Consider the following 21212-nt stretch of genomic DNA (forward strand, 5'->3'; position numbering starts at 1 on the left):
CCGTGCTATATCACTCGCCCAATTTGCCGTGGCATTGCTTGTATTTTTTGCCGGAGCCACACCAGCAGGGGTCATTTCTGCCCAATTTTGGACCTTCGCGGCGCACGGGCTGCTGCGCCTCTTGACCACCGGGACCCTGAGCGGCGCTGGGGGCGGGCGCTCCCAGCACGCTACCCGGTTCAGCATGCTTGAACTCCATTTTCGCGGGCGCAGGACTGGCCTGAGCTTCCATCGCCGCCAGATCTTCGGGCGAACGGACTTGCACCCGCATGAGCATGGTCACAACATCATGCTTAACCCGATCCAGCAAGGATTCAAACAGCGCAAAAGCCTCGCGCTTGTATTCCTGTTTAGGATTTTTTTGCGCATAGCCTCTAAGGCCGATGCTTTGACGCATGTAATCCATGGCCGCCAAATGCTCCTTCCATTGGGTATCGAGGATCTGCAACATGACGTCTTTTTCGATACGCCGCATCATTTCCTCACCAAACTGAGCTTCTTTGGCTTTGATGGCATCACGAAATACGCCCTGAAGTCTCTGCAGCAGGGTCTCTTCGTGCAAATCCGGATCGGTCTCCAACCACTCAGCGATGTCCAGGGACACACCAAAATCCGCCTCTAAGGTCTGCACCAAACCGGGCACATCCCACTGATCTTCAATAGAGCCAGGCGGAATAAAACGCGCCATGGTCTCAGTCACCACATCTTCGAATACCCGCTCGATGGTCTCGGCGATATCCTCGGACTCGAGCAACTCGCGCCGCTGTTCATACACCACCCGACGCTGATCATTAGCGACGTCGTCGTACTCCAAAAGGTTCTTACGAATATCGAAGTTATGGCCTTCAACCTTGCGCTGAGCATTCTCAATGGCCTTGGTCACCCACGCATTTTCAATCGCCTCGCCCTGCTGCATGCCGAGTTTTTGCATGATGGCTTTCACCCGATCAGAGGCAAAAATGCGCATCAAATTATCTTCTAAGGAGAGGAAGAAGCGACTAGAACCCGGATCGCCCTGACGTCCCGCACGACCCCGCAGCTGGTTATCAATACGGCGCGATTCGTGACGTTCAGAGCCAACAATATGCAGCCCACCCGCATCTAAAACCGCCTCATGGCGCTTTTCCCACTCTTCGCGAATGGCTTGACGCTTTGCTTCATCGATCTCAGGGCCCCATTCGGCCAGTTCGGCTTCTAAGCTGCCGCCCAAGACGATGTCAGTGCCGCGACCCGCCATATTGGTGGCGATGGTGACCGCTCCGGGACGACCGGCTTGCGCGACGATCGGAGCCTCGCGATCATGCTGTTTGGCGTTGAGCACTTCGTGTGGAATTTTGGCCTTTTTAAACATGCCGGAAAGAATTTCCGAGGCTTCCACGGAGGCGGTACCCACCAGCACAGGTTGTTGGCGCTCCACACAATCTTTGACTTCCTCCAAGATCGCGGCAAACTTCTCGCCCTGAGTCATATAGACCAGATCTTGCATATCATCGCGTATCATCGCCCGATTGGTGGGAATGACCACCACTTCAAGCGCATAAATATGCTGGAACTCATAAGCCTCGGTATCGGCCGTCCCCGTCATCCCTGATAATTTTTCGTACAAGCGGAAGTAGTTCTGGAAAGTGATTGAGGCCAGGGTCTGATTTTCATTTTGAATCGGTACGCCTTCTTTGGCTTCGATGGCTTGATGCAGACCATCTGACCACCGCCGACCGGCCATAATGCGGCCGGTAAACTCATCGATGATCATCACCTGTTTGTCGCGCACCAGGTAATGCACATCGCGCTGAAACAACGCATGAGCGCGCAAAGCAGCATTTAAATGATGCAACAGCGGAATACTGGCGGCATCAAACAGACCCTGCTCTTCACTCAACAAACCGGCCTCATGCAAAAGCTGCTCAGCTCTTTCTTGACCTTCTTCCGAGAGAAACACCTGCTTCATTTTCTCTTCGATCATATAGTCGCCTTCCGACTCCTCATCTTCCTGAGGCCGGAACATCGGCACGATATCCTTCATACGCATATAGAGCTCTGAATTCTCACCCGTGGGCCCCGAGATAATCAGCGGGGTACGCGCCTCGTCGATCAGAATCGAGTCGACCTCGTCGATGATGGCGTAAGCCAAGCCGCGTTGGACGCGGTCTTCGGCACGAAACGCCATGTTGTCGCGCAGATAGTCAAAGCCATACTCGTTATTCGTGCCATAGGTAATATCGGCCCCATAAGCCTCGCGACGGGTGCAAGGGCGCAGTTGGGCATAACCTTCACCGTCACCCTCGGGCTGATAATCGGGGTCGTAGAGAAATGAACTCTTGTCTTGGCCGCGACCGCCGGAAGCATTAATGACTCCGACGCTCAATCCCAACGCATGATAAATCCGCCCCATCCAAGTGGCATCGCGTCGCGCCAAGTAATCATTCACGGTAATGACATGCACGCCACGCCCGGGCAGCGCGTTCAAATAAGCGGACAGGGTGGCCACCAGGGTTTTACCCTCACCGGTGCGCATCTCAGCAATCCGCCCATCATTGAGCACCATGCCGCCAATCATCTGCACATCAAAGTGACGCATGCCCATGATGCGATGCCCGGCCTCGCGCACCACGGCAAAGGCCTCGGGCAAGATCGATTCTAGAGCCCCACCGGCGGCAAGACGCTTTTGAAAATCATGCGTCTTTTCCCTCAGCGCCTCATCGCTGAGACTGCGCAGCGTGTCCTCATGCGCATTGATTTGCGTGACCAGCTTAGAGTAACCCTTGACCAGGCGATCATTGCGGCTGCCGAATATTTTTTTTACAAGATTCCTGACCATGAATCCATCGCGTCTTGGAGAAACGTTAAGCGCCGCATGATAACCTATCCGCTGCTATTACGCAGGGGCGCAGGACATCAAAACCGATGAGCATGCAATCAGCACGCAGCCTACTCAACTCAGAACTGATGCAAAAAGCCGCGCTTTATGAGCGGATTAGTCGAGATATTTGGTCTTTACTGCCCTCGGATATGCGGGCGCATTGCTGGGTGAGTGGCTTGGATAAGGGCCTGTTAACCCTGGTGACCGACTCTGCCAGTCGGGTTCACCCGCTGCGTTTCATGCAACGCGAGATCATCAAGCTGCTGCGCGACCACTATGGACTGAGCGTGAAGAAAATTCAGCTCAAGGTCCGGCCTGGTGTTACAGAGAGCCTCTCGCAGCTCTCTCAACGGGGCTAATTAGACAGCGCCAACAGCCTGAGAATAGGAGATAGGGAGATCGCCTTTGGCCTCATCAAAGCTGATGAGCTCAAAGCTTTTTTCGTTTTGCACCAAATGGCGGATGAGCTGATTGTTGAGAGCATGTCCTGACTTATAACCCTTAAATGCCCCAATCAAGCTGTAGCCGAGCTGATAGAGATCGCCGATGGCATCGAGGATTTTGTGTTTCACGAACTCATCCTCGTAACGCAGCCCATCCTCATTCAAGACCCGGTAATCATCCAGCACCACAGCGTTTTGCAGACTGCCGCCCAAGGCTAGGTCGCAGGACCGCAGACTCTCAATATCGCGCATGAAGCCAAAGGTACGCGCCCGACTGACTTCCTTAACAAACGAAGTCGTCGAGAAATCCAATTCAGCGCTTTGCACGCCTCCCGAAAATACGGGGTGTTCAAAATCAATCTCAAATGCGACTTTAAAGCCGTCGTAAGGATCAAAACTGGCGAATTTATCGCCGTCGCGCACTTCCACATGTTCTTTGATGCGAATGAAATGCTTGGGCGCTTTGAGATCCACAATCCCGGCCGACTGGATCAAAAATACGAAGGGACCTGCGCTGCCATCCATGATAGGCACTTCGGGAGAATCCAAATCCACATAGAGATTATCAATCCCCAAACCCGCTAGCGCAGACAGCAAATGCTCCACCGTGGAGACGCGAACACCCTCATTCACCAAGGTGGTGGACAAGCGGGTATCGCCGACATTTTCCGGAGCCGCCTTGATTTCCACTACCGGATCTAGGTCTACGCGACGAAACACAATCCCTGTGTTAGCGGGTGCCGGACGTAACATCAAATAAATCTTTTTGCCCGTATGCAAACCAACACCGGTAGCCCGGATGCTGTTCTTCAGCGTTCTTTGTCTCATTACCGTTCCGTTCCCTAACCGCGCGCCCTGTGCGTGCGGTGTGGCTAAAGAGCAAACCTCGCCACTTGGAGATGTACTTTATCACACATCCCAGTGGCAACCGATACCCCAAAAATCAGTAAATTTCATTAGTCCGCCTGTTTGCGCAAGAAAGCAGGAATATCCAAGTAATCCATGTTGCTATCCGCGGACAAATCATAGGCCGCATTGCCATGAGTCTGAGGACGAGCAGGCATCCGCTCGGCACTATCCATACCCAAGGCATGATCCTCTGCCGGCACCGAATCCTGCGTCGGGGCAGGCTCGACCAACTTCATCGCCGAACGATCAAGGTTAGGACGCGTGGTAGCCGCTTGATTGAGTCCCGTAGCCACCAAAGTGACGCGTAATTCGTCCGATAAATCCGGATCAATCACGGTACCCACCACCACGGTGGCATCCTCAGAAGCAAACTGCTTGACGGCATCACCCACAGCCTCGAACTCACCGATCGACATATCCAAACCAGCTGTCACATTCACCAAAATGCCCCGGGCACCAGCGATATTCACGTCTTCCAACAAAGGACTGGCAATGGCGGCTTCCGCGGCCTCACGCGCCCGATCTTCACCGCTGGCCGTGCCCGTGCCCATCATCGCCATACCCATCTCCGACATCACCGTGCGCACATCCGCAAAGTCAACGTTGATCAAGCCCGGGCGGGTAATGAGCTCGGCAATGCCCTGTACCGCACCCAACAACACGTCATTGGCGGCTTTAAAAGCCTCGAGCAGAGAAACGTTCTTGCCCAGCACGGTCAGCAGCTTGTCGTTGGGAATAGTGATCAGCGAATCTACGTACTTGCCGAGATTTTCGATACCAGCCTGCGCAATCTGCATCCGCTTCTTGCCTTCAAAGGGGAAGGGCTTGGTCACCACTGCGACCGTCAAAACACCCATTTCTTTGGCAATTTGCGCGACAACGGGAGCCGCACCGGTGCCAGTACCACCGCCCATGCCGGCGGTGATAAACACCATATCTGCCCCATCGATGATTTCGCGGATTTTCTCGCGGTCTTCCAATGCCGCTTCACGTCCCACAGCGGGATCAGCACCCGCCCCCAGGCCTTTAGTGATGTGCGAGCCCAGTTGCAGCTGAATCTTGGCGCCGACACGTTTTAAAGCCTGCGCATCGGTGTTGGCGCAAACAAATTCCACGCCATCGATATTGGCATTGACCATGTGGTGTACGGCATTACCGCCACCGCCACCGACACCGATGACCTTGATTTCCGCGTTCTGGGTGTAGCTATCTAAAAGTTCAAACATGATGTAACCCTCCTTACTCTAGGGGATGAATGCATTAAAAACTGCGTTGAAACCACTGACGCATACGCGTCCAAACCGACTTCATTCCACTGCCCTGCAGGGGGTCACCGACCCGATTCCTGCGACTCTCCTGACCAAACAGCAACAAACCAATACCCGTTGAATGAATGGGATTACTGACGGTATCGGCCATGCCGGTAACGAACTGGGGCAGGCCCAAGCGCACCGGCATGTGAAACACTTCCTCAGCCAAATCCACCACGCCTTCCATCCGTGCCGAGCCTCCCGTGAGGACGATGCCCGCAGCGATTAAATCCTCACAGCCAGAGCGGCGCAGCTCAGATTGAATGAGGGTCATGAGCTCTTCATAGCGCGGCTCAACTACTCCCGCCAAACTCTGGCGCGCCAGGCGCCTGGGAGCACGATCACCCACGCCTCGCACCTCGATACTTTCCTCGGGATTGGCCAGTTGACGCAGAGCGCACCCGTAGCGGATCTTCAGTTCTTCGGCGTTCTGAGTGGGAGTGCGCAGCGCCACAGCGATGTCATTGGTGACTTGATCACCAGCAATGGGGATCACCGCGGTATGACGAATCGCGCCTTCGGTGAACACCGCGATATCAGTCGTGCCGCCACCGATATCCACCAAACACACACCCAGCTCTTTTTCGTCATCGGTGAGCACGGCATAACTCGAGGCCAACTGCTCGAGAATGATGTCATCCACCTCAAGACCGCAGCGACGCACACACTTAATAATATTTTGCGCGGCAGACACAGCCCCTGTAACCAGATGCACTTTGGCCTCCAGACGCACTCCCGACATACCAATAGGCTCGCGAATACCCTCCTGGCCATCGATGGTGAACTCCTGAGGCAGTACGTGCAGAATGCGCTGATCAGCCGGGATGGCCACGGCACGCGCAGCATCCAACACCCGATCCACGTCGACGCGCTGGACTTCCTGTTCCTGAATCGCCACCACGCCCGTGGAGTTCAGGCTTTTGACATGACTACCGGCGATGCCGGTGAACACCGAATGAATCTGACACCCTGCCATCAACTCGGCTTCCTCGATGGCGCGCTGAATCGACTGCACGGTGGACTCAATATTGACCACCACGCCCTTTTTCAAGCCGCGCGAGGCATGAGAGCCAATGCCAATAATCTCGATGCGGCCGTCATCGCCAATCTCACCCACAATGGCTTCGACTTTGGATGTGCCAATGTCCAGGCCAACAATCATGCCTTTGTCTGAACGTTTAGCCATGGTATTCCCCTTGTGTCATGGCGCGACTTCCCGCCGGGCATCACCCCATGCCACGGCCATGCCATTGGTGTAACGAAGATCGATGAGGGCAATCGGCTCTGACCGCTGCGCCACCAAGGCGGGATAAACCCGCAACAACCGCTCGAGGCGGGCAGCATCGCTGTCACGCCCCATCAGAATCTGTGTGCCATTGGTCAATTCAATCACCCAGGCACCGCGCGCATCCTCACGCAGTCCCACGGCGCTGGCATCCACCTGACCGAGCTTTTCCTGCACCAAGACAAAACGCTGCATCAGCTCTTGGGCCTGAACGCTGCGACCGGCCAAGCGCGGCAAGCCCAGATCGTCGGGGATTGCCGCTGGGGCAAACAACTCGCCATAGCGATTCAGCAAAGCCATATCGCCCCAATACGCCACGGGCACCTGCTCAGTAATGTGCACCACCAGCCGATCTGGCCATTCGCGACTCACCCGCGCCGCATACACCCAATCCAAGCGCCGCGCCGCTTGCTCGATACGCACCAAATCCACCGCCAAAAAGCCCCCGCTCACAAAAGGCACCAATGCCTGTTCGATCTGCGCGCGCTGCAGGTACAACAAATCCCCATCAATAGAGACTTGGCGGATAGGCAGGGTTTGTGGATCACGCAAGTGATTCAGGCCGCTATTGATCAAGGTCGCCGCCAACATCACAACCCCTCCCAGCAAAACCAGGAACAGACCCCGATACCAGCGAGCATCACGCCACCAAGGAGTGACATGCCGCTTATCGCGCGCCATAACTCGCCGCTGTTTACGCACTGCATTTGCGCTCCTCATCGGTGAGTGTGCTGGCTAAAATGCACAGCACCAGTTGCGACAAATCCATGCCGGCAGCAGCCGCAGCCTTGGGCACCAAACTGTGATCGGTCATGCCCGGCACGGTATTCACTTCAATGAGTGAGGCTTGGCCCTGCGCATCCATGCGCACGTCCACCCGCCCCCAGCCCGAGCATCCGATGGCATCAAAAGCCGTGATACACAGTTGTTGCAGACCCTGCTCAGCCGCTGCATCCAAACCACAGGGACAGTGATATTGGGTATCGGTGGCATGGTATTTGGCGTCGTAGTCATAAAAACTGTGGCTGGTCTCTAGTCGAATGGCCGGCAAGGCCTCACCATCGATCACCGCCACGGTGTATTCCGCACCAGGCAACCAAGTCTCGGCCAATACCGGGCCACCGCAGTCAGCCGCCAGCCGATAAGCGGCGGCTAACTCAGCTTCAGAACGAACTACAGTCATGCCAATACTCGAGCCCTCAAGCGCAGGTTTAACAATCAGCGGCAGGCCTAGCTCGCGGCACACGGCTGGCGCATCGGAATCGGCCTGCAGCACCAAAAACTGCGCCGTGGGCAGACCCATATCGCGCCAAATCCGCTTGCACCACAATTTATTCATGCCCAGCGCCGATGCTGCGACGCCGGAGCCGGTGTAAGGCAACCGCAATAACTCCAGCGCTCCTTGAATCACGCCGTCCTCGCCACCGCGCCCATGCAGCACGATAAATGCCCGATCAAAACCGCCCGCTCGCATGACATCAAGCACATCGGGGCCCACGTCAATGCCATGAGCATCGACCCCCGCCGCCTTTAACGCGCGCAGCACAGCCTCGCCGCTTTTTAAAGAAATCGGCCGCTCGGCAGACCAACCCCCCATCAACACAGCGACCTTGCCAAAACCGGTAACAGGCAGCATCACACCACCCCCTCGGCCACTGCTTCGCCGACGATTTTGACTTCAGTTCGCAGCCGCACACCCTGCTGCTGTTCAACCGTCGACTGCACCGCACACATCAAGCTTTCAATGTCCGCTGCCGTCGCCGTGCCGGTATTGATAATAAAATTCGCGTGCTTCTCGGATACCTGCGCACCGCCTTGCATGCGACCCTTCAAACCGCAAGCCTCAATCAAGCGCGCCGCATGATCTTCATCGGGATTGCGAAACACCGAGCCACACGAAGGCAGGCCGATGGGTTGGGATGCACTGCGCTGCCCCAACAAGTGACGAATTTTCATGCGCGCCGCAGCGCCTTCACCTGGGGAAAACTGCAGTTCAGCCTCAACAAACCAGCGATCAGCGGGTCCGGTGACCGTGCGATACGACACCTGATAGTCGCTGGCCGCCCATACCTGTTGTTGCCCCTGACGATCCAGCGTCACGACCTGTAATACATGCCGCCAAGTCTCGCCCCCCCAGGCGCCAGCATTCATCGCCAAAGCTCCACCCAGAGTGCCGGGAATGCCGGCGAAAAACTCACCGCCCATCAGATCATGAGCCGCACAAAACCGCGCCAGCTTGGCACAGCTCACGCCAGCGCCGGCACGCACACTCTGTGGCGGGACAAATGTCAGCTCATCCATGACACCAGACAAAGCAATCACCGTGCCGCGAAAACCGCCATCGCGCACCAAAAGATTGCTGCCCAGCCCTACCCAAAGCAGCGGTTCCTGCGGCTTAAGGCTGCGCAAGAAAACCGCCAAATCCTCACTGTCGGCAGGACGATACCAACGATCGGCCGGACCACCGACGCGCCATGAGGTATGCCGCGCCATGGGCTCATTAAGCCGCAATTCACCGCGCAAGGCCGTCATGCGCCACCTCCCGCAGCACTCAAGCCCTCGGGCAGTTGTGCGGACAAGGCCCCGACATTACCGGCCCCTTGGGTGAGCAGCACATCGCCGTCTTCCAACACACCCTGCAAGGCATCCACCAAGCGTTCAGGGGATTCCACGAACACCGGGTCCACTTTGCCGCGAGCGCGAATGGCGCGCGCCAAGGTGCGCCCATCAGCACCGCTAATCAAGCGCTCACCCGCGGCATAAACATCCAACAAAACCAAGGCATCAGCCTGTGATAAGACTTCAGTGAAATCCTCAAATAAGTCGCGGGTACGCGTGTAACGATGTGGTTGAAAGACCAACACCAAACGCCGCTCGGGCCATGCCGCTCTTGCCGCCGCCAGTGTCGCGGCGACCTCAGTGGGATGGTGACCATAATCATCCACCAACAGCACAGAACCCGCCGCGATCGCCAGCTCGCCATGCACCTGAAAACGCCGACCAATTCCTTGGAAAGCCGCCAAGGCGCGAATAATCGCCGCATCATCCACGCCCAGCTCATGAGCCACCGCCACCGCAGCCAAAGCGTTCAAAACATTATGCTGACCGGGAAGATTCAAGGTGACCGCCAAAGGTTCGGAACGCTCAGGCAAACTCAGATTAAAATGCGTGCGCGTGCCTTCGGCGCGCAGCTCACTGGCGCGAATATCCGCCGGCTCGGTGATGCCATAGGTCAACATCGGCCGTCCGACTTGATCCAACAGGCCGCGAATCTGTGCATCATCAGCACACAACACCGCCAAGCCATAAAACGGCAAGTGATGTAAAAACTCCAAGAAGGCCTCGCGCAGCCGCGCAAAATCTCCCTCATAAGCCGACAGGTGATCAGCATCGATATTGGTGACAATCGAAATCATCGGCTGCAAACACAAAAACGAAGCATCTGACTCGTCGGCCTCGGCCACCAGATAATGCCCTTGACCCAGGCGTGAATGGCTGGCGGTGCTGTTCAAACGCCCGCCAATCACGAAGGTGGGATCCAATCCCCCCTCGGCCAGCAAACTCGCCACCAAGCTGGTGGTGGTGGTTTTACCGTGGGTACCCGCCACGGCAATGCCGTAACGAAAGCGCATGAGTTCAGCCAGCATTTCCGCCCGTGGCACCACAGGAATGCGTTTTTCGCGCGCCGCCAGCCACTCGGGGTTATCGGCCATGATGGCACTGGAGACGACCAAAGCATCAGCACTGGCCACATGCGCGGCGTCATGGCCAATCGCCACCTCCACACCCAAATCTTCTAAGCGCCGAGTCATGGCGTTTGCAGCCACATCCGAACCACTGACGCGATAGCCTAAATTGGCTAGCACCTCAGCGATGCCGCCCATACCCGAACCACCGATGCCGACAAAATGAATGCGGCGAATGCGGCGCATACCAATCACGGGTGTTGGCGCACTCATGCCCCACCCCCTTCAGCCAGCATTTGGCAGGCGCGAGCCACTTGTTCAGTCGCATCCACCTTGGCCTGCTGCCGTGCCTGCACCGCCATAGCTTGTAAGCGATCGCGATCCAAAGACTTTAAGGTCTCAGCCAAGCGCTCCGCGCTGAGCTCGGACTGCGGCAGCAACAGCGCCGCGTCGACATCAGTAAGATAAGCCGCATTCGCAGTTTGGTGATCATCCACCGCATGCGGGAAAGGCACCAAAATCGAAGCCACACCAGCAGCCGCCAACTCCGAAACCGTGAGCGCACCGGCACGACAAATCACCACGTCCGCCCCGGCATAGGCTGCCGCCATGTCCTCAATAAACGCCGTAACTTCAGCCACCACACCGGCCTCGGTGTAAGCCTGCTGCGCCTGAGCTAAGGTTCTCTCGCCTGCCTGATGACGCACCACAAAAGTGTCGGCGGGCAACTGCGCCAGAGCCTGCGGCACGATGGTATTTAAAGCCAGCGCTCCCAAGCTGCCGCCCACCACGAGGATCTGCAGCGGCCCCGAGCGCTGCGCATAACGCTGTTCAGGGGCTGGCAAATCAGCAATCTCAGTGCGCACAGGATTGCCCACAGTGACCGGCTCAAGGGCTGGCGCAAACGTCCCCGGGAAGGCCTGCAACACCAAATCTGCGCGCTTAGCCAACCAGCGATTGGTCATACCGGCAATGGCATTTTGTTCGTGGATCACCAGCGGATAGCCCAAAGCCGCCGCCACCAATCCGCCCGGGCCCGAAGCAAAGCCGCCTAGCCCCAGGACTGCACGAGGCTTAAGCCGCCACAGCAAACCCAGCGCCGCCCACATCGCCACACCCAGCTTCCATGGCGCCAGCAACCAAGTCATCAGCCCCTTACCCCGCAGGCCGCTGACAGGAAGGGTATGCAATGTGATGTTCGCGGCTGGCACCAAACGCGCCTCAAGACCCGTCGCCGTTCCCAGCCAACGTACCTCATGCCCCTGCTGACGCAGCAGCTTAGCCACAGCCAAACCCGGGAACACATGGCCGCCGGTGCCACCGGCCATAACAAGAATGCGCGCGCCGCTCATAATCCAGCCCCCGCGCGCGCTCTGGGTAAATCCCCCAAAGCAAAGTAAGTCTCGCGGTGGACCCGCATTAACAAGCCCAACGCCGCACATGTCACCAACATCGAGCTGCCGCCATAGCTCAGCAGGGGCAGGGTCAGACCCTTGGTGGGCAGAATGCCCATAGTCACGCCCATATTGATGCCCGCCTGAATGCCCAACCACAGGCCAACGCCATAGGCCAGATGCGCGCCAAACACATGACCCACCTTTTCTGCGGCTGCGCCAATGACAAAACAGCGCCACACCAAAACAGCAAATAACAAGACCACGGCAACCACGCCGATCAAGCCCAGCTCTTCGGCCAAAATCGCAAAAATGAAATCGTTATGCGCCTCAGGCAGATAAAACAGCTTTTGCACACTGCCGCCCAAGCCCGTGCCAAACCACGAACCACTGCCAATGGCGATCAACGATTGGGTCAGCTGAAACCCGCTATTAAACGGGTCCGCCCAGGGGTCCGAAAATCCGGTCAGGCGCGCCAAACGATAGGGCGTTTGCACTGCGAGCAAAGCCAAACTGCCGGCGGCGGCGGCCATCAACAACAAAAATTGCCAAAGCCGCACGCCACCCAGCCAAAGCATCCCTAGGCAAATACTGGCCAACACCACCACCGCGCCAAAATCCGGCTGCCGCAACAAAGGAATGGTGGCCAGACCCAACAACAGCAGCGGTTTCACAAAGCCCTGCAAACCCTCGCGCAACTTATCGCCATGCTGGACGATATAGGCTGCGAGGTAGAGGGTGAAAAACAGTTTCACCACCTCCGAAACCTGCAGGTTAAAAATCCCCATCGGGATCCAGCGCGTCGAACCATTGACGGTTTTGCCCACGCCCGGGATTAACACCAAAATCAATAAAAGATAGGCTGCTAAGAGCAGCAGCATGCGGGCATTTTCCCAATGCAGCAGGCGAATGTGATAAAGCACAAAGGCAATACCCCCGCCCAAAGCCACAAAGAAAAGCTGGCGAGAGAAAAAGAAGAAAGGATCGCCATTATTGCGGTCTGCAACCCCAATAGACGCGGAAGCCACCATCACCAGACCCACACACAAAAGCAGCAACACGCTGAGCAACAAAGGCACATCCACATGCTGCTGCCAACTCAGGCTGAGCTGGCGATGGGCATCACGGGTGGCGTGTAGGCTAGCGGCGCTCATGCCCCCAACCTCCGCACGGCCGAGGTAAAGACCTCACCGCGATGCTCATAATTGCGGTACATATCCAAACTGGCACAAGCCGGCGACAGTAAAACACTGTCATTGCGCCGCGCCATGCGGGCTGCTTCGGTCACCGCCTGTTCCATATCGCTGACGCGCACCACCGGCGCGGCATCCGCAAGGGCTTGTTCAATGCGACCCGCATCCTGACCCAACAACACCACGCCGCGTGCCTTGTCAGCGACCAGGGGACGAAGTGCTGAAAAATCCTGGCCTTTGCCCTGACCACCGGCAATCAGCACCACAGAACCCGGCAACCCCGCCAAAGCCGCCATTGTTGCGCCTAAATTCGTGCCCTTGGAATCGTTGTACCAATCCACGCCGCGATAGCGGCCGACAAACTGACAGCGATGCGGCAGGCCAGTGTAGCTCGCCAAAGCCTCAATACAGGGCTCCATGGGAAGACCCGCCGCTCTCGCCAGCGCCAGAGCCGCCAAAGCATTGGCCTGATTGTGGCGTCCGGCCATCAGCAAGCGCGACACCGCCATCACCGCCTGATCGCCCACACTCAGCCAGTCCTCTCCGGCGATATGGCGCAGCCCCAAATCCCCCGCAGCCGGCTCATCCAAGCCAAAGCTGATGCGCTGCTTGCCGCCAGGCATAGACACCACCCAGGGATCATCACGATTGATGATGGCCAGCTCAGCGCCTTGAAAAATGCGCTGCTTAGCCGCGGCATAAGCGGTCATATCCGCGTAACGATCCAGATGATCCTCGGCCAGATTCAGCACGGCCGCGGCAGCACATTTCAAAGAGCCGGTAGTTTCCAGCTGAAAACTCGACAACTCCAGCACATACAAATCCGGTTCTGGGTCAGTCAACAAGTCCAGCGCCGGCGGCCCCAAATTGCCACCCACACCAACGCGCCGACCACTGGCGGCAGCCATATGACCCAGCAAACTGGTCACCGTGCTTTTACCATTCGACCCGGTGATCGCCACCACGGGCGCACGGGCGGCACGCGCAAAAAGTTCGATATCTCCCAAGATTTCCGCCCCAGCCTCAGCCGCCTGCGCAATCGCCGGTTCCTGAGTACTGATACCGGGACTGACCATCAAGCGTCGATACTGCGCAAAAACTGCCGCATCAAACGGCCCAAGCAATATCGATACTTCACCGCCCAAAGCCTTCAAGTCCTTAAGGCCTGGCGGATCTTGGCGGGTATCAGCCACAGCAAACGATTCGCCACGCGCCCGCAAATAACGCGCCACCGACAGCCCCGTGCTGCCCAGCCCCACAATCAGATTGTCTTTGGCATCATGCATGTGCGCCTCAACGAATCTTCAACGTGGCCAAACCGATCAACACCAAAATCACGGTGATGATCCAAAACCGCACAATGACCCGAGGCTCGGGCCATCCCTTGAGTTCAAAATGGTGATGCAGCGGCGCCATGCGAAAAATGCGCCGGCCAGTAAGCTTGTAGGAAGCTACCTGCAAGATGACCGACAAAGTTTCCACCACGAACACACCGCCCATAATGATCAAGACGATTTCCTGACGCGTAGCGACCGCCAAAAGCCCCAAAGCTGCGCCTAGTGCCAGCGCGCCCATATCGCCCATAAACACCTGCGCCGGATAGGCGTTAAACCACAAAAAGCCCATACCAGCACCGACAATCGCTGCGGAAAACACCACCAATTCGCCAACACCGGGCACCAAGGGAATCCCCAAATAAGTGGCGAACACTGCATGACCGGAGACGTAAGCAAAAACCCCCAAAGCCCCGGCCACCAAAACACAGGGCATGATCGCCAGCCCATCCAAACCATCGGTGAGATTCACCGCATTACTGCTGCCAACAATCACCAACCACGTCAGCGGGATAAACCACAGCCCCAAATCGATGGCGACGTCCTTAAACACCGGCACGATCAAGGTGGTTTCTATCGGCGTTTGCGCGGTGTGAAATAAAACACTGGCGGCGATAAACGCCACCACGGACTGCCAAATCAGTTTATGGCGCGCCGATAAGCCCTTGCTGTTGCCATAGCGCAGCTTGAGATAGTCATCCCAACCGCCGATCAAGCCAAACAACAATGTGACAATCAGCACCACCCAAACAAAGCGATTACTCAAATCACTCCAAAACAAGGTAGCCACCGCGACCGCCACCAAAATCAATGCACCCCCCATGGTGGGCGTACCGGCTTTTTCTAAATGTGTCTGTGGCCCATCAGTGCGCACGGTCTGACCCACTTTGTAGTGAGTCAAGCGGCGAATCATGAATGGCCCAACGATAAAGGCAATCATCAAAGCCGTGAGCACACCCAAGATCGCGCGCAGTGTCAGGTACTGCACGACCACCAACGGCGCATAAAATTGGCTGAGATAATCAAATAAAATCAGCAGCATCAGGCAGCCTCCCTGCACAAAGCTTCGACCACGCGCTCCATACGTGCAGACCGTGAGCCCTTGACCAAAACACTCACCGTGCCCGACAAAGCGCGTTGCAAGGCATCAATCAATTCCTCGATGTCCATGAAATGCCGACCGGCGGCCCCAAAACCGCGCACGGCATGAGCGGACAAAGGCCCCAGCCCGTACATGACATCAATGCCGCAAGCGGCGGCATAAGCCCCAATGCCCGCATGCATGCTCTCGGCGTCCGCGCCCAGCTCACCCATATCACCCAGCACCAAGACGCGATAACCGGGTTCAGCAGCCAAAACATCGATGGCGGCGCGGGTCGAGGCGGGATTGGCGTTATAACTGTCATCAATCAAGGTCCAGCCAGCAGGAGTGGTCTGGCGTTTGAGCCGCCCCGGCACCGGCTGTAAGTTGACCAGCGCTTCGGCAATACGCTCGAGTTGAACCCCCACGGCCCAAGCAGCCGCTGCAGCCGCCAAAGCATTCATACGGTTATGCTGGCCCGCCAAGGGCAAGTTCACGGCCACAGTTTCGCCCGCCAAGCTGATGGCAAACCCGCCATCGGCCAGCGGCACACCGCGCACATCGGCCTGTTCAGAAAAGCCAAAGCGAATCATGCGTCGCTCGGCATTCAAGCCACACCACAAATCGGCGTAGTCATCATCGGCGTTGACCAAAGCGATCCCGGTAGTTCCCAGGCCCTGATAAATCTCCGCCTTGGCATGCGCCACGCCTTCGATGCTGCCAAAGCCTTCGAGATGCGCAGGACCGGCGTTGGTAATCAAGGCCACATGCGGCTGGGCGATCTGTGTCAGGCGGGCGATTTCGCCGGCATGATTGGCGCCCATCTCGATCACCGCGAATTGATGCTCAGGATCTAAGCGAAGCAGCGTCAACGGCACACCGATCTCGTTATTCAAGTTGCCCTGGGTATAAAGCGTATGGCCCTCACGGCGCAGAATCGTCGCCAGCATTTCCTTGGTACTGGTCTTGCCATTGCTGCCGGTCAAAGCGATGCGCCGCGCCGCGCATTGCTGCGCCCAAAAATGTGCCAGATCGGCCAATGCCTGACGGGTATCACTGACCAACACCTGCGGCCTACCCATTTCAACCGGGCGTGCGACCAGCAACCCTGCTGCCGGTAAATCCGCAGTGATGTGTTCATGCGCGTCAAAGCGTGGCCCGCTTAGGGCGATCAACAGCTCACCCGGCTGCGTTGTGCGGGTATCGGTGCTCACGCCAAATACTTCCACATCATCACCGACCAAACGACCACCAACCGCCGTCGCCACCTGACTGAGCAGTAGCCGCATCATGCCGCCACCTCGCTGAGCTCAGCAGCAATCGCGCGATCACTGAACGGCTGTTGCTGATCACCAATTTGCTGCCAGGTCTCATGACCCTTACCGGCGATCAACACCATGTCCTTGGGACCCGCTTGTGAGAAAGCCAAACGAATCGCCGCCTCGCGCTCGACTTCAACAAGCACCTCTTGGGGGCGGGCAAAGCCGCGCAAGATATCGCTGATAATGGCCTCGGGATCTTCATGACGTGGGTTATCGCTGGTGACGATCACCTGATCGGCATACTGCTGCGCCGCTTGCGCCATCAGCGGACGCTTTTTCACGTCGCGGTTACCACCGCAGCCAAACACACAAAACAAACGCCCCGGGCAATGCACTCTGGCGGCTTGTAACACCGATGCCAGAGCCTGCGGCGTGTGCGCATAATCCACAATCAGTGCCGGACCCTGAGCATGGCTGGGATACAACTCCATGCGCCCCGGGACGGTGGGAATACGGGCGATGCGATCCAAGGCATCACTGAGCGTCACATCCAAATGCAACAATGCGCCGAGCACGGCCAATAAATTCGAGACATTAAAGCGGCCCAAGAGGCGACTGCTGAGCTCACCCGAACCCCAGGGAGTGCTCACCTGAAAACGCAGGCCATCCGGAGTGAAACTCAAGTCACTGGCCACCAACTGTTCGGCCACGCCCGGATACGCCTGCAAGCCGTAACCCAAAACCGGCAAGCGGCCCTCGAGGTTTTCTGCGAGTTGGCGGCCAAAGGCATCGTCTAAATTCAGCACCGCCAGCTTCAGATTCGGCCAGCGAAACAGCCGCGCCTTAGCCTGACCATAGGCATCAACACTGCCGTGATAGTCCAAATGGTCATGGCCCAAATTGGTGAAGATCGCCACATCAAAATCCACGCCATTGACCCGATGTTGGGATAAGGCATGCGAGGACACCTCCATCACCAGCTGATGAATGCCGGCAGCGCGCTGCTGCGCCAGCAGGCTTTGCAGGGCGATGGCATCGGGCGTGGTCATACCAGTGGCGGGACTTAAATGACCATAAGCACCCACACCCAAGGTGCCCACCACGCCGCAGGGCCGCGTATCGCTATGCAACGCCGCAGCCAGACATTGGCTCACCGAGGTCTTGCCATCCGTGCCGGTCACGCCCACCACCTGCATGGCATGGCTAGGATGATCATAAAAAGCGGCCGCCATCAGGCCTACCCGCGAGGCCAGTTCAGGCACGGGCAACACCAGGGCGCCTAAAGCCTCCCTATCCATCGACCCCGCTCCTGCCGGATCAAAAAGCACACAGGCAGCGCCACGATCCAGCGCCTGCTGAGCATGCACCAAGCCATGCTCACGCGTGCCGGACAAAGCCAAAAACAACTCTCCAGCGCGTATCTGACGACTATCCAAACACAGGCCGCTGACTTGCACCTGATGAGCTTTCGCTAAGGGCACTGCCGCACCCAGCAAATCCGTGAGTGAACGACTGCGCTGTGTCATCACCGCCGTCATGCCGGCCCACCCCGGGACGGATCAGCGACCGTGCGCAACTCCGGCAAATGATCCGGGGGAATATCCAAAAGGCGCAAAGCGCCGCTCATGATGTTGCGAAACACCGGCGCTGCCACCTGACCGCCGAAAAATTCGTTGCCCGATGGCTCGTCAATCATGACCACCAGCGCCAAGCGGGGATCACTGGCTGGCGCCACACCGGCAAACAGCGCCTGATAACGCCCTTCCAAATAGCCACCCGGACCCGCTTTACGGGTCGTCCCGGTCTTACCGGCAATACGATAACCCTCAATCGCCGCGCGCCAACCCGTGCCCTCGCGACCCACCGATGACTCGAGCATCTGCATCACTAACTCGGCGCTCTCCACCGGCATCACCGTCTCAAATCGCGGGGCTGCTTCCGTCATCAGTAAACGCGGCTGCACCATTTGCCCCTCATGGGCCAAAGCCGCATAGGCCCGCGTCAACTGCAACAGGGTCACCGATACCCCGTAACCAAAACCCAGCACAGCACGATCGACCTCGCGCCAATCGATAAAATCCCGCAAGATGCCGCTCGCTTCACCGGGAAAGCCGCTGCCGGTGCGCTGACCAAACCCAGCACGAAACAAGGTTTGCCACATTTGCCGCGGCTCAAGCTGCAACGCCAACTGGGTGGCGCCCACATTAGAAGACTTGACCAACATAGTGCTGACGTCGATACGGCCGTAGTTACGAATATCGCGGACCGTATGGCTACCGACCCGCATCGTGCCGGGACTGGTTTCCAGCAGGCTACTGGGCTGCACCTGACCACTCTGCAAAGCTGCCATGACGATAAAGGGCTTGAGCGTCGAACCGGGTTCTAAAACATCAATAAAAGCGCGATTTCTGAAGCTGTCCGGATGCAAGGTCTCGCGGTTATTCGGATTCAGTGAAGGCTGATTAACCACCGCCAGCAAATCACCGGTGCGGATATCCATCAACACGGCCGAGCCAGCGCGGGCGCCATGGGCTTGGACCGCAGATTTCAGCTCGCGATAAGCCAAATACTGCAAGCGCTGATCGATGGTCAGCTGTAAGTTCTGGCCCGGTCGCGGCGCGCGAATATGTTCGACATCGCGGATCACCCGGCCATGCAAATCTCTGAGTACGCGCTTAGCGCCCGGTGCCCCAGCAAGCTGGGATTCAAACGCCAGCTCCAAACCCTCCTGACCCTCATCATCGATGTTGGTCACACCCAACAGCTGCGCCGCCGCTTCACCCAGCGGATAGTAACGACGATATTCACGCCGCAAACCCACGCCAGCGATGTTGAGCTCCGTCACTTGCGCAGCGACATCCGGGGTCACCTGACGCCGCAAATACACAAATTCGCGTTGGGCGCGGGAGCTCAAGCGTTCATTGAGCGCCGCCTCATCCATACCCAAAACCGCCGCCAAGGCACTTAAATCGGGTGCCTGCGCTAAAGTGATGCGGGGATTGGCCCACACGGCATCCACGGGCGTACTGACCGCCATGGGCTCGCCATGGCGATCTAAAATCATGCCGCGATGCGCTGGCAAAGACACTACCCGTAGCTGACGCGCATCGCCCTCGCCCTGCAGGAAATCGCGCTGCATCACCTGCAGATCAAAGGCACGCACAATGACCAAGGAAAAGCCAAGCGCAAAGGCGCCCAATACCAACCAACGCCGAGTCCGAACTTGATAGGCCGCCGGCTGTTTCATTGGCCCTCCCGCAGAATCACGCTGCTACCGGCTTGCGGCTTGCGCATCCCCAGACGCTGGGTGGCGACTTCCTCAATCCGCGCATGGGTTGCCCAGGTACTTTGCTCAAGCTGCAACTGCCCCCACTCGATATCCAAAGCATCACGCTCAGCGATGGCGCTTTGCAGTTGCACAAATAGCATGCGGCTTTGGTGTTTTTGACTCACCACAGCCACGCCACTGATTAGGCTGGCGCCCAAAAGCGCAAATAAAATGAGGCCGCGGGATTTCATGACAAACGCTCCGCCACCCGCAACACAGCACTGCGCGACCGAGGATTGGCAGCGACCTCCGCTTCACTGGGCCGAATCGCCTTACCCAAAAGCCGGAACTGCTTACCCGGCGCCTCGCCACGAATCGGCAAATGCCTGGGTAGGGTCTGACCCCGTGCTTCACGGCGCATGAATTGCTTGACGCGTCGGTCTTCCAAGGAGTGAAAACTGATCACCGCCAGACGGCCGCCAGGCGCCAACAGCGACGGCGTGCCGGCCAATGCCGCATCCAGCGCCGGCAATTCCTGATTCACATGCAAGCGAATCGCCTGGAAACTGCGGGTAGCAGGATGTTTGTGCAGCTCTCGATAAGGCATGGCCTCAGCAATCAATGCCGCCAGCTGCGCAGTGCGCGTGATCGGCGCTTCTTGCCTGGCTGCCAGCAAATGACGAGCAATACGCTTAGCAAAGCGCTCCTCGCCCAGATCCTTAAGCACGGTGACAATGTCTTTCTCAGACGCGGTAGCCAACCACTGCGCCGCCGATTCGCCCACGGCCGGGTTCATGCGCATATCCAAGGGACCATCCTGACTGAAACTAAAACCCCGCTCCGCACAATCCAGCTGCGGCGAAGACACACCCAAATCCATCAACACACCATCCACTCGCCCCAGCCAACCCTGCTCTGTGACAATCTCGGCCAACTGACTAAAAGAAGCCCGAACAAAAACAAAGCGTGGGTCCGCAGAAAATCGCTGCTCGGCAGCCTGCTGCGCCTCAGGATCCTGATCCAGGGCCAGCAAACGACCTTCGGAGCCCAGCCGCTCAAGAATCGCGCGACTGTGCCCACCGCGACCAAATGTGGCATCCACATAAATACCGTCCTGTCGCACTTGCAGCGCAGTCAGGACCTCTTCGAGCAAAACGGGGCGGTGCAGCTGCGCGACCGTCGCCATG

General features: G+C 57.6%; 17 protein-coding genes and 1 pseudogene. 1 reads left to right on the top strand and 17 read right to left on the bottom strand.

Annotated features, from left to right (window positions below):
* Positions 1–10: 10 nt before the first annotated feature.
* Positions 11–2818 (bottom strand): preprotein translocase subunit SecA, encoded by a 2808-nt coding sequence (gene secA / locus CKX93_RS02500; RefSeq protein ID WP_076754933.1) that lies wholly within the window; start codon positions 2816–2818, stop codon positions 11–13.
* Positions 2819–2904: 86 nt separating this feature from the next.
* Here secA and CKX93_RS02505 point away from each other — a divergent pair, with 86 nt between their 5' ends.
* Positions 2905–3219: a DciA family protein gene (locus CKX93_RS02505; RefSeq protein ID WP_076754934.1), complete on the top strand. Its 315-nt coding sequence runs from the start codon at positions 2905–2907 to the stop codon at positions 3217–3219.
* Here CKX93_RS02505 and lpxC read toward each other — a convergent pair whose 3' ends face one another.
* The 16 genes and pseudogenes from lpxC to rsmH all read right to left on the bottom strand — a co-directional run bounded on the left by lpxC (position 3220) and on the right by rsmH (position 21211).
* Positions 3220–4131, bottom strand: coding sequence for a UDP-3-O-acyl-N-acetylglucosamine deacetylase (gene lpxC, locus CKX93_RS02510; protein ID WP_076754937.1), 912 nt, complete (start codon positions 4129–4131; stop codon positions 3220–3222). It abuts the gene before it with no gap.
* Positions 4132–4475: 344 nt separating this feature from the next.
* Positions 4476–5441 (bottom strand): annotated as a pseudogene (ftsZ, locus tag CKX93_RS02515) (cell division protein FtsZ); the annotation flags it as partial.
* A 31-nt stretch (positions 5442–5472) separates the two neighbouring features.
* Complete coding sequence (ftsA, locus tag CKX93_RS02520; RefSeq protein ID WP_076754943.1) at positions 5473–6708, bottom strand: cell division protein FtsA; 1236 nt, start codon at positions 6706–6708, stop codon at positions 5473–5475.
* A gap of 15 nt (positions 6709–6723) precedes the next feature.
* The gene (locus CKX93_RS02525) at positions 6724–7509 is read right to left on the bottom strand and encodes a cell division protein FtsQ/DivIB (RefSeq protein ID WP_234982782.1); all 786 of its coding nucleotides are present in this window, start codon (positions 7507–7509) and stop codon (positions 6724–6726) included.
* The gene (locus tag CKX93_RS02530) at positions 7502–8443 is read right to left on the bottom strand and encodes a D-alanine--D-alanine ligase (protein ID WP_076754948.1); all 942 of its coding nucleotides are present in this window, start codon (positions 8441–8443) and stop codon (positions 7502–7504) included. Before CKX93_RS02530 ends, CKX93_RS02525 begins: the two co-directional genes overlap by 8 nt.
* Positions 8443–9339 carry a UDP-N-acetylmuramate dehydrogenase gene (murB, locus tag CKX93_RS02535; protein ID WP_076754949.1) on the bottom strand — a complete coding sequence of 299 codons (897 nt, stop codon included), beginning with the start codon at positions 9337–9339 and terminating at the stop codon, positions 8443–8445. Before murB ends, CKX93_RS02530 begins: the two co-directional genes overlap by 1 nt.
* The gene (murC, locus tag CKX93_RS02540; protein ID WP_076754951.1) at positions 9336–10766 is read right to left on the bottom strand and encodes a UDP-N-acetylmuramate--L-alanine ligase; all 1431 of its coding nucleotides are present in this window, start codon (positions 10764–10766) and stop codon (positions 9336–9338) included. Before murC ends, murB begins: the two co-directional genes overlap by 4 nt.
* Positions 10763–11845, bottom strand: a complete 1083-nt coding sequence (murG, locus tag CKX93_RS02545; protein WP_076754953.1) for an undecaprenyldiphospho-muramoylpentapeptide beta-N-acetylglucosaminyltransferase — start codon at positions 11843–11845, stop codon at positions 10763–10765. The genes murC and murG overlap by 4 nt, the downstream gene beginning before the upstream one ends.
* Positions 11842–13041 carry a putative lipid II flippase FtsW gene (ftsW, locus tag CKX93_RS02550; RefSeq protein ID WP_076754955.1) on the bottom strand — a complete coding sequence of 400 codons (1200 nt, stop codon included), beginning with the start codon at positions 13039–13041 and terminating at the stop codon, positions 11842–11844. Before ftsW ends, murG begins: the two co-directional genes overlap by 4 nt.
* Positions 13038–14366 (bottom strand): UDP-N-acetylmuramoyl-L-alanine--D-glutamate ligase, encoded by a 1329-nt coding sequence (gene murD, locus CKX93_RS02555; protein WP_076754956.1) that lies wholly within the window; start codon positions 14364–14366, stop codon positions 13038–13040. Before murD ends, ftsW begins: the two co-directional genes overlap by 4 nt.
* 7 nt (positions 14367–14373) lie before the next feature.
* Positions 14374–15456: a phospho-N-acetylmuramoyl-pentapeptide-transferase gene (gene mraY / locus CKX93_RS02560; protein WP_076754957.1), complete on the bottom strand. Its 1083-nt coding sequence runs from the start codon at positions 15454–15456 to the stop codon at positions 14374–14376.
* Positions 15456–16787 carry a UDP-N-acetylmuramoyl-tripeptide--D-alanyl-D-alanine ligase gene (locus tag CKX93_RS02565; RefSeq protein ID WP_076754958.1) on the bottom strand — a complete coding sequence of 444 codons (1332 nt, stop codon included), beginning with the start codon at positions 16785–16787 and terminating at the stop codon, positions 15456–15458. The genes mraY and CKX93_RS02565 overlap by 1 nt, the downstream gene beginning before the upstream one ends.
* On the bottom strand, positions 16784–18295 hold the full coding sequence (locus tag CKX93_RS02570; RefSeq protein WP_076754959.1) for a UDP-N-acetylmuramoyl-L-alanyl-D-glutamate--2,6-diaminopimelate ligase: 1512 nt from the start codon (positions 18293–18295) through the stop codon (positions 16784–16786). The genes CKX93_RS02565 and CKX93_RS02570 overlap by 4 nt, the downstream gene beginning before the upstream one ends.
* Complete coding sequence (locus CKX93_RS02575; protein WP_076754960.1) at positions 18292–20004, bottom strand: peptidoglycan D,D-transpeptidase FtsI family protein; 1713 nt, start codon at positions 20002–20004, stop codon at positions 18292–18294. Before CKX93_RS02575 ends, CKX93_RS02570 begins: the two co-directional genes overlap by 4 nt.
* A complete protein-coding gene (ftsL, locus tag CKX93_RS02580; RefSeq protein ID WP_076754961.1) occupies positions 20001–20276 on the bottom strand; it encodes a cell division protein FtsL in 276 nt (91 codons plus the stop codon). Before ftsL ends, CKX93_RS02575 begins: the two co-directional genes overlap by 4 nt.
* Positions 20273–21211 carry a 16S rRNA (cytosine(1402)-N(4))-methyltransferase RsmH gene (gene rsmH / locus CKX93_RS02585; RefSeq protein WP_076755232.1) on the bottom strand — a complete coding sequence of 313 codons (939 nt, stop codon included), beginning with the start codon at positions 21209–21211 and terminating at the stop codon, positions 20273–20275. The genes ftsL and rsmH overlap by 4 nt, the downstream gene beginning before the upstream one ends.
* Position 21212: the final 1 nt, after the last annotated feature.

This window comes from Ectothiorhodosinus mongolicus (genome assembly GCF_022406875.1).
Classification (GTDB): domain Bacteria; phylum Pseudomonadota; class Gammaproteobacteria; order Ectothiorhodospirales; family Ectothiorhodospiraceae; genus Ectothiorhodospira; species Ectothiorhodospira mongolica.

Excerpts from the sequence above, each read along its gene's own strand:
- murG (WP_076754953.1), bottom strand. The coding sequence starts at position 11,845 with ATGAGCGGCGCGCGCATTCTTGTTATGGCCGGTGGCACCGGCGGCCAT.
- mraY (WP_076754957.1), bottom strand. The coding sequence starts at position 15,456 with ATGCTGCTGATTTTATTTGATTATCTCAGCCAATTTTATGCGCCGTTG.
- murC (WP_076754951.1), bottom strand. The coding sequence starts at position 10,766 with ATGAGTGCGCCAACACCCGTGATTGGTATGCGCCGCATTCGCCGCATT.
- CKX93_RS02575 (WP_076754960.1), bottom strand. The coding sequence starts at position 20,004 with ATGAAACAGCCGGCGGCCTATCAAGTTCGGACTCGGCGTTGGTTGGTA.
- CKX93_RS02565 (WP_076754958.1), bottom strand. The coding sequence starts at position 16,787 with ATGATGCGGCTACTGCTCAGTCAGGTGGCGACGGCGGTTGGTGGTCGT.
- murB (WP_076754949.1), bottom strand. The coding sequence starts at position 9,339 with ATGACGGCCTTGCGCGGTGAATTGCGGCTTAATGAGCCCATGGCGCGG.
- CKX93_RS02570 (WP_076754959.1), bottom strand. The coding sequence starts at position 18,295 with ATGACGGCGGTGATGACACAGCGCAGTCGTTCACTCACGGATTTGCTG.
- CKX93_RS02505 (WP_076754934.1), top strand. The coding sequence starts at position 2,905 with ATGAGCATGCAATCAGCACGCAGCCTACTCAACTCAGAACTGATGCAA.
- murD (WP_076754956.1), bottom strand. The coding sequence starts at position 14,366 with ATGCATGATGCCAAAGACAATCTGATTGTGGGGCTGGGCAGCACGGGG.
- ftsW (WP_076754955.1), bottom strand. The coding sequence starts at position 13,041 with ATGAGCGCCGCTAGCCTACACGCCACCCGTGATGCCCATCGCCAGCTC.
- CKX93_RS02530 (WP_076754948.1), bottom strand. The coding sequence starts at position 8,443 with ATGCTGCCTGTTACCGGTTTTGGCAAGGTCGCTGTGTTGATGGGGGGT.
- ftsL (WP_076754961.1), bottom strand. The coding sequence starts at position 20,276 with ATGAAATCCCGCGGCCTCATTTTATTTGCGCTTTTGGGCGCCAGCCTA.
- ftsA (WP_076754943.1), bottom strand. The coding sequence starts at position 6,708 with ATGGCTAAACGTTCAGACAAAGGCATGATTGTTGGCCTGGACATTGGC.
- secA (WP_076754933.1), bottom strand. The coding sequence starts at position 2,818 with ATGGTCAGGAATCTTGTAAAAAAAATATTCGGCAGCCGCAATGATCGC.
- lpxC (WP_076754937.1), bottom strand. The coding sequence starts at position 4,131 with ATGAGACAAAGAACGCTGAAGAACAGCATCCGGGCTACCGGTGTTGGT.
- rsmH (WP_076755232.1), bottom strand. The coding sequence starts at position 21,211 with ATGGCGACGGTCGCGCAGCTGCACCGCCCCGTTTTGCTCGAAGAGGTC.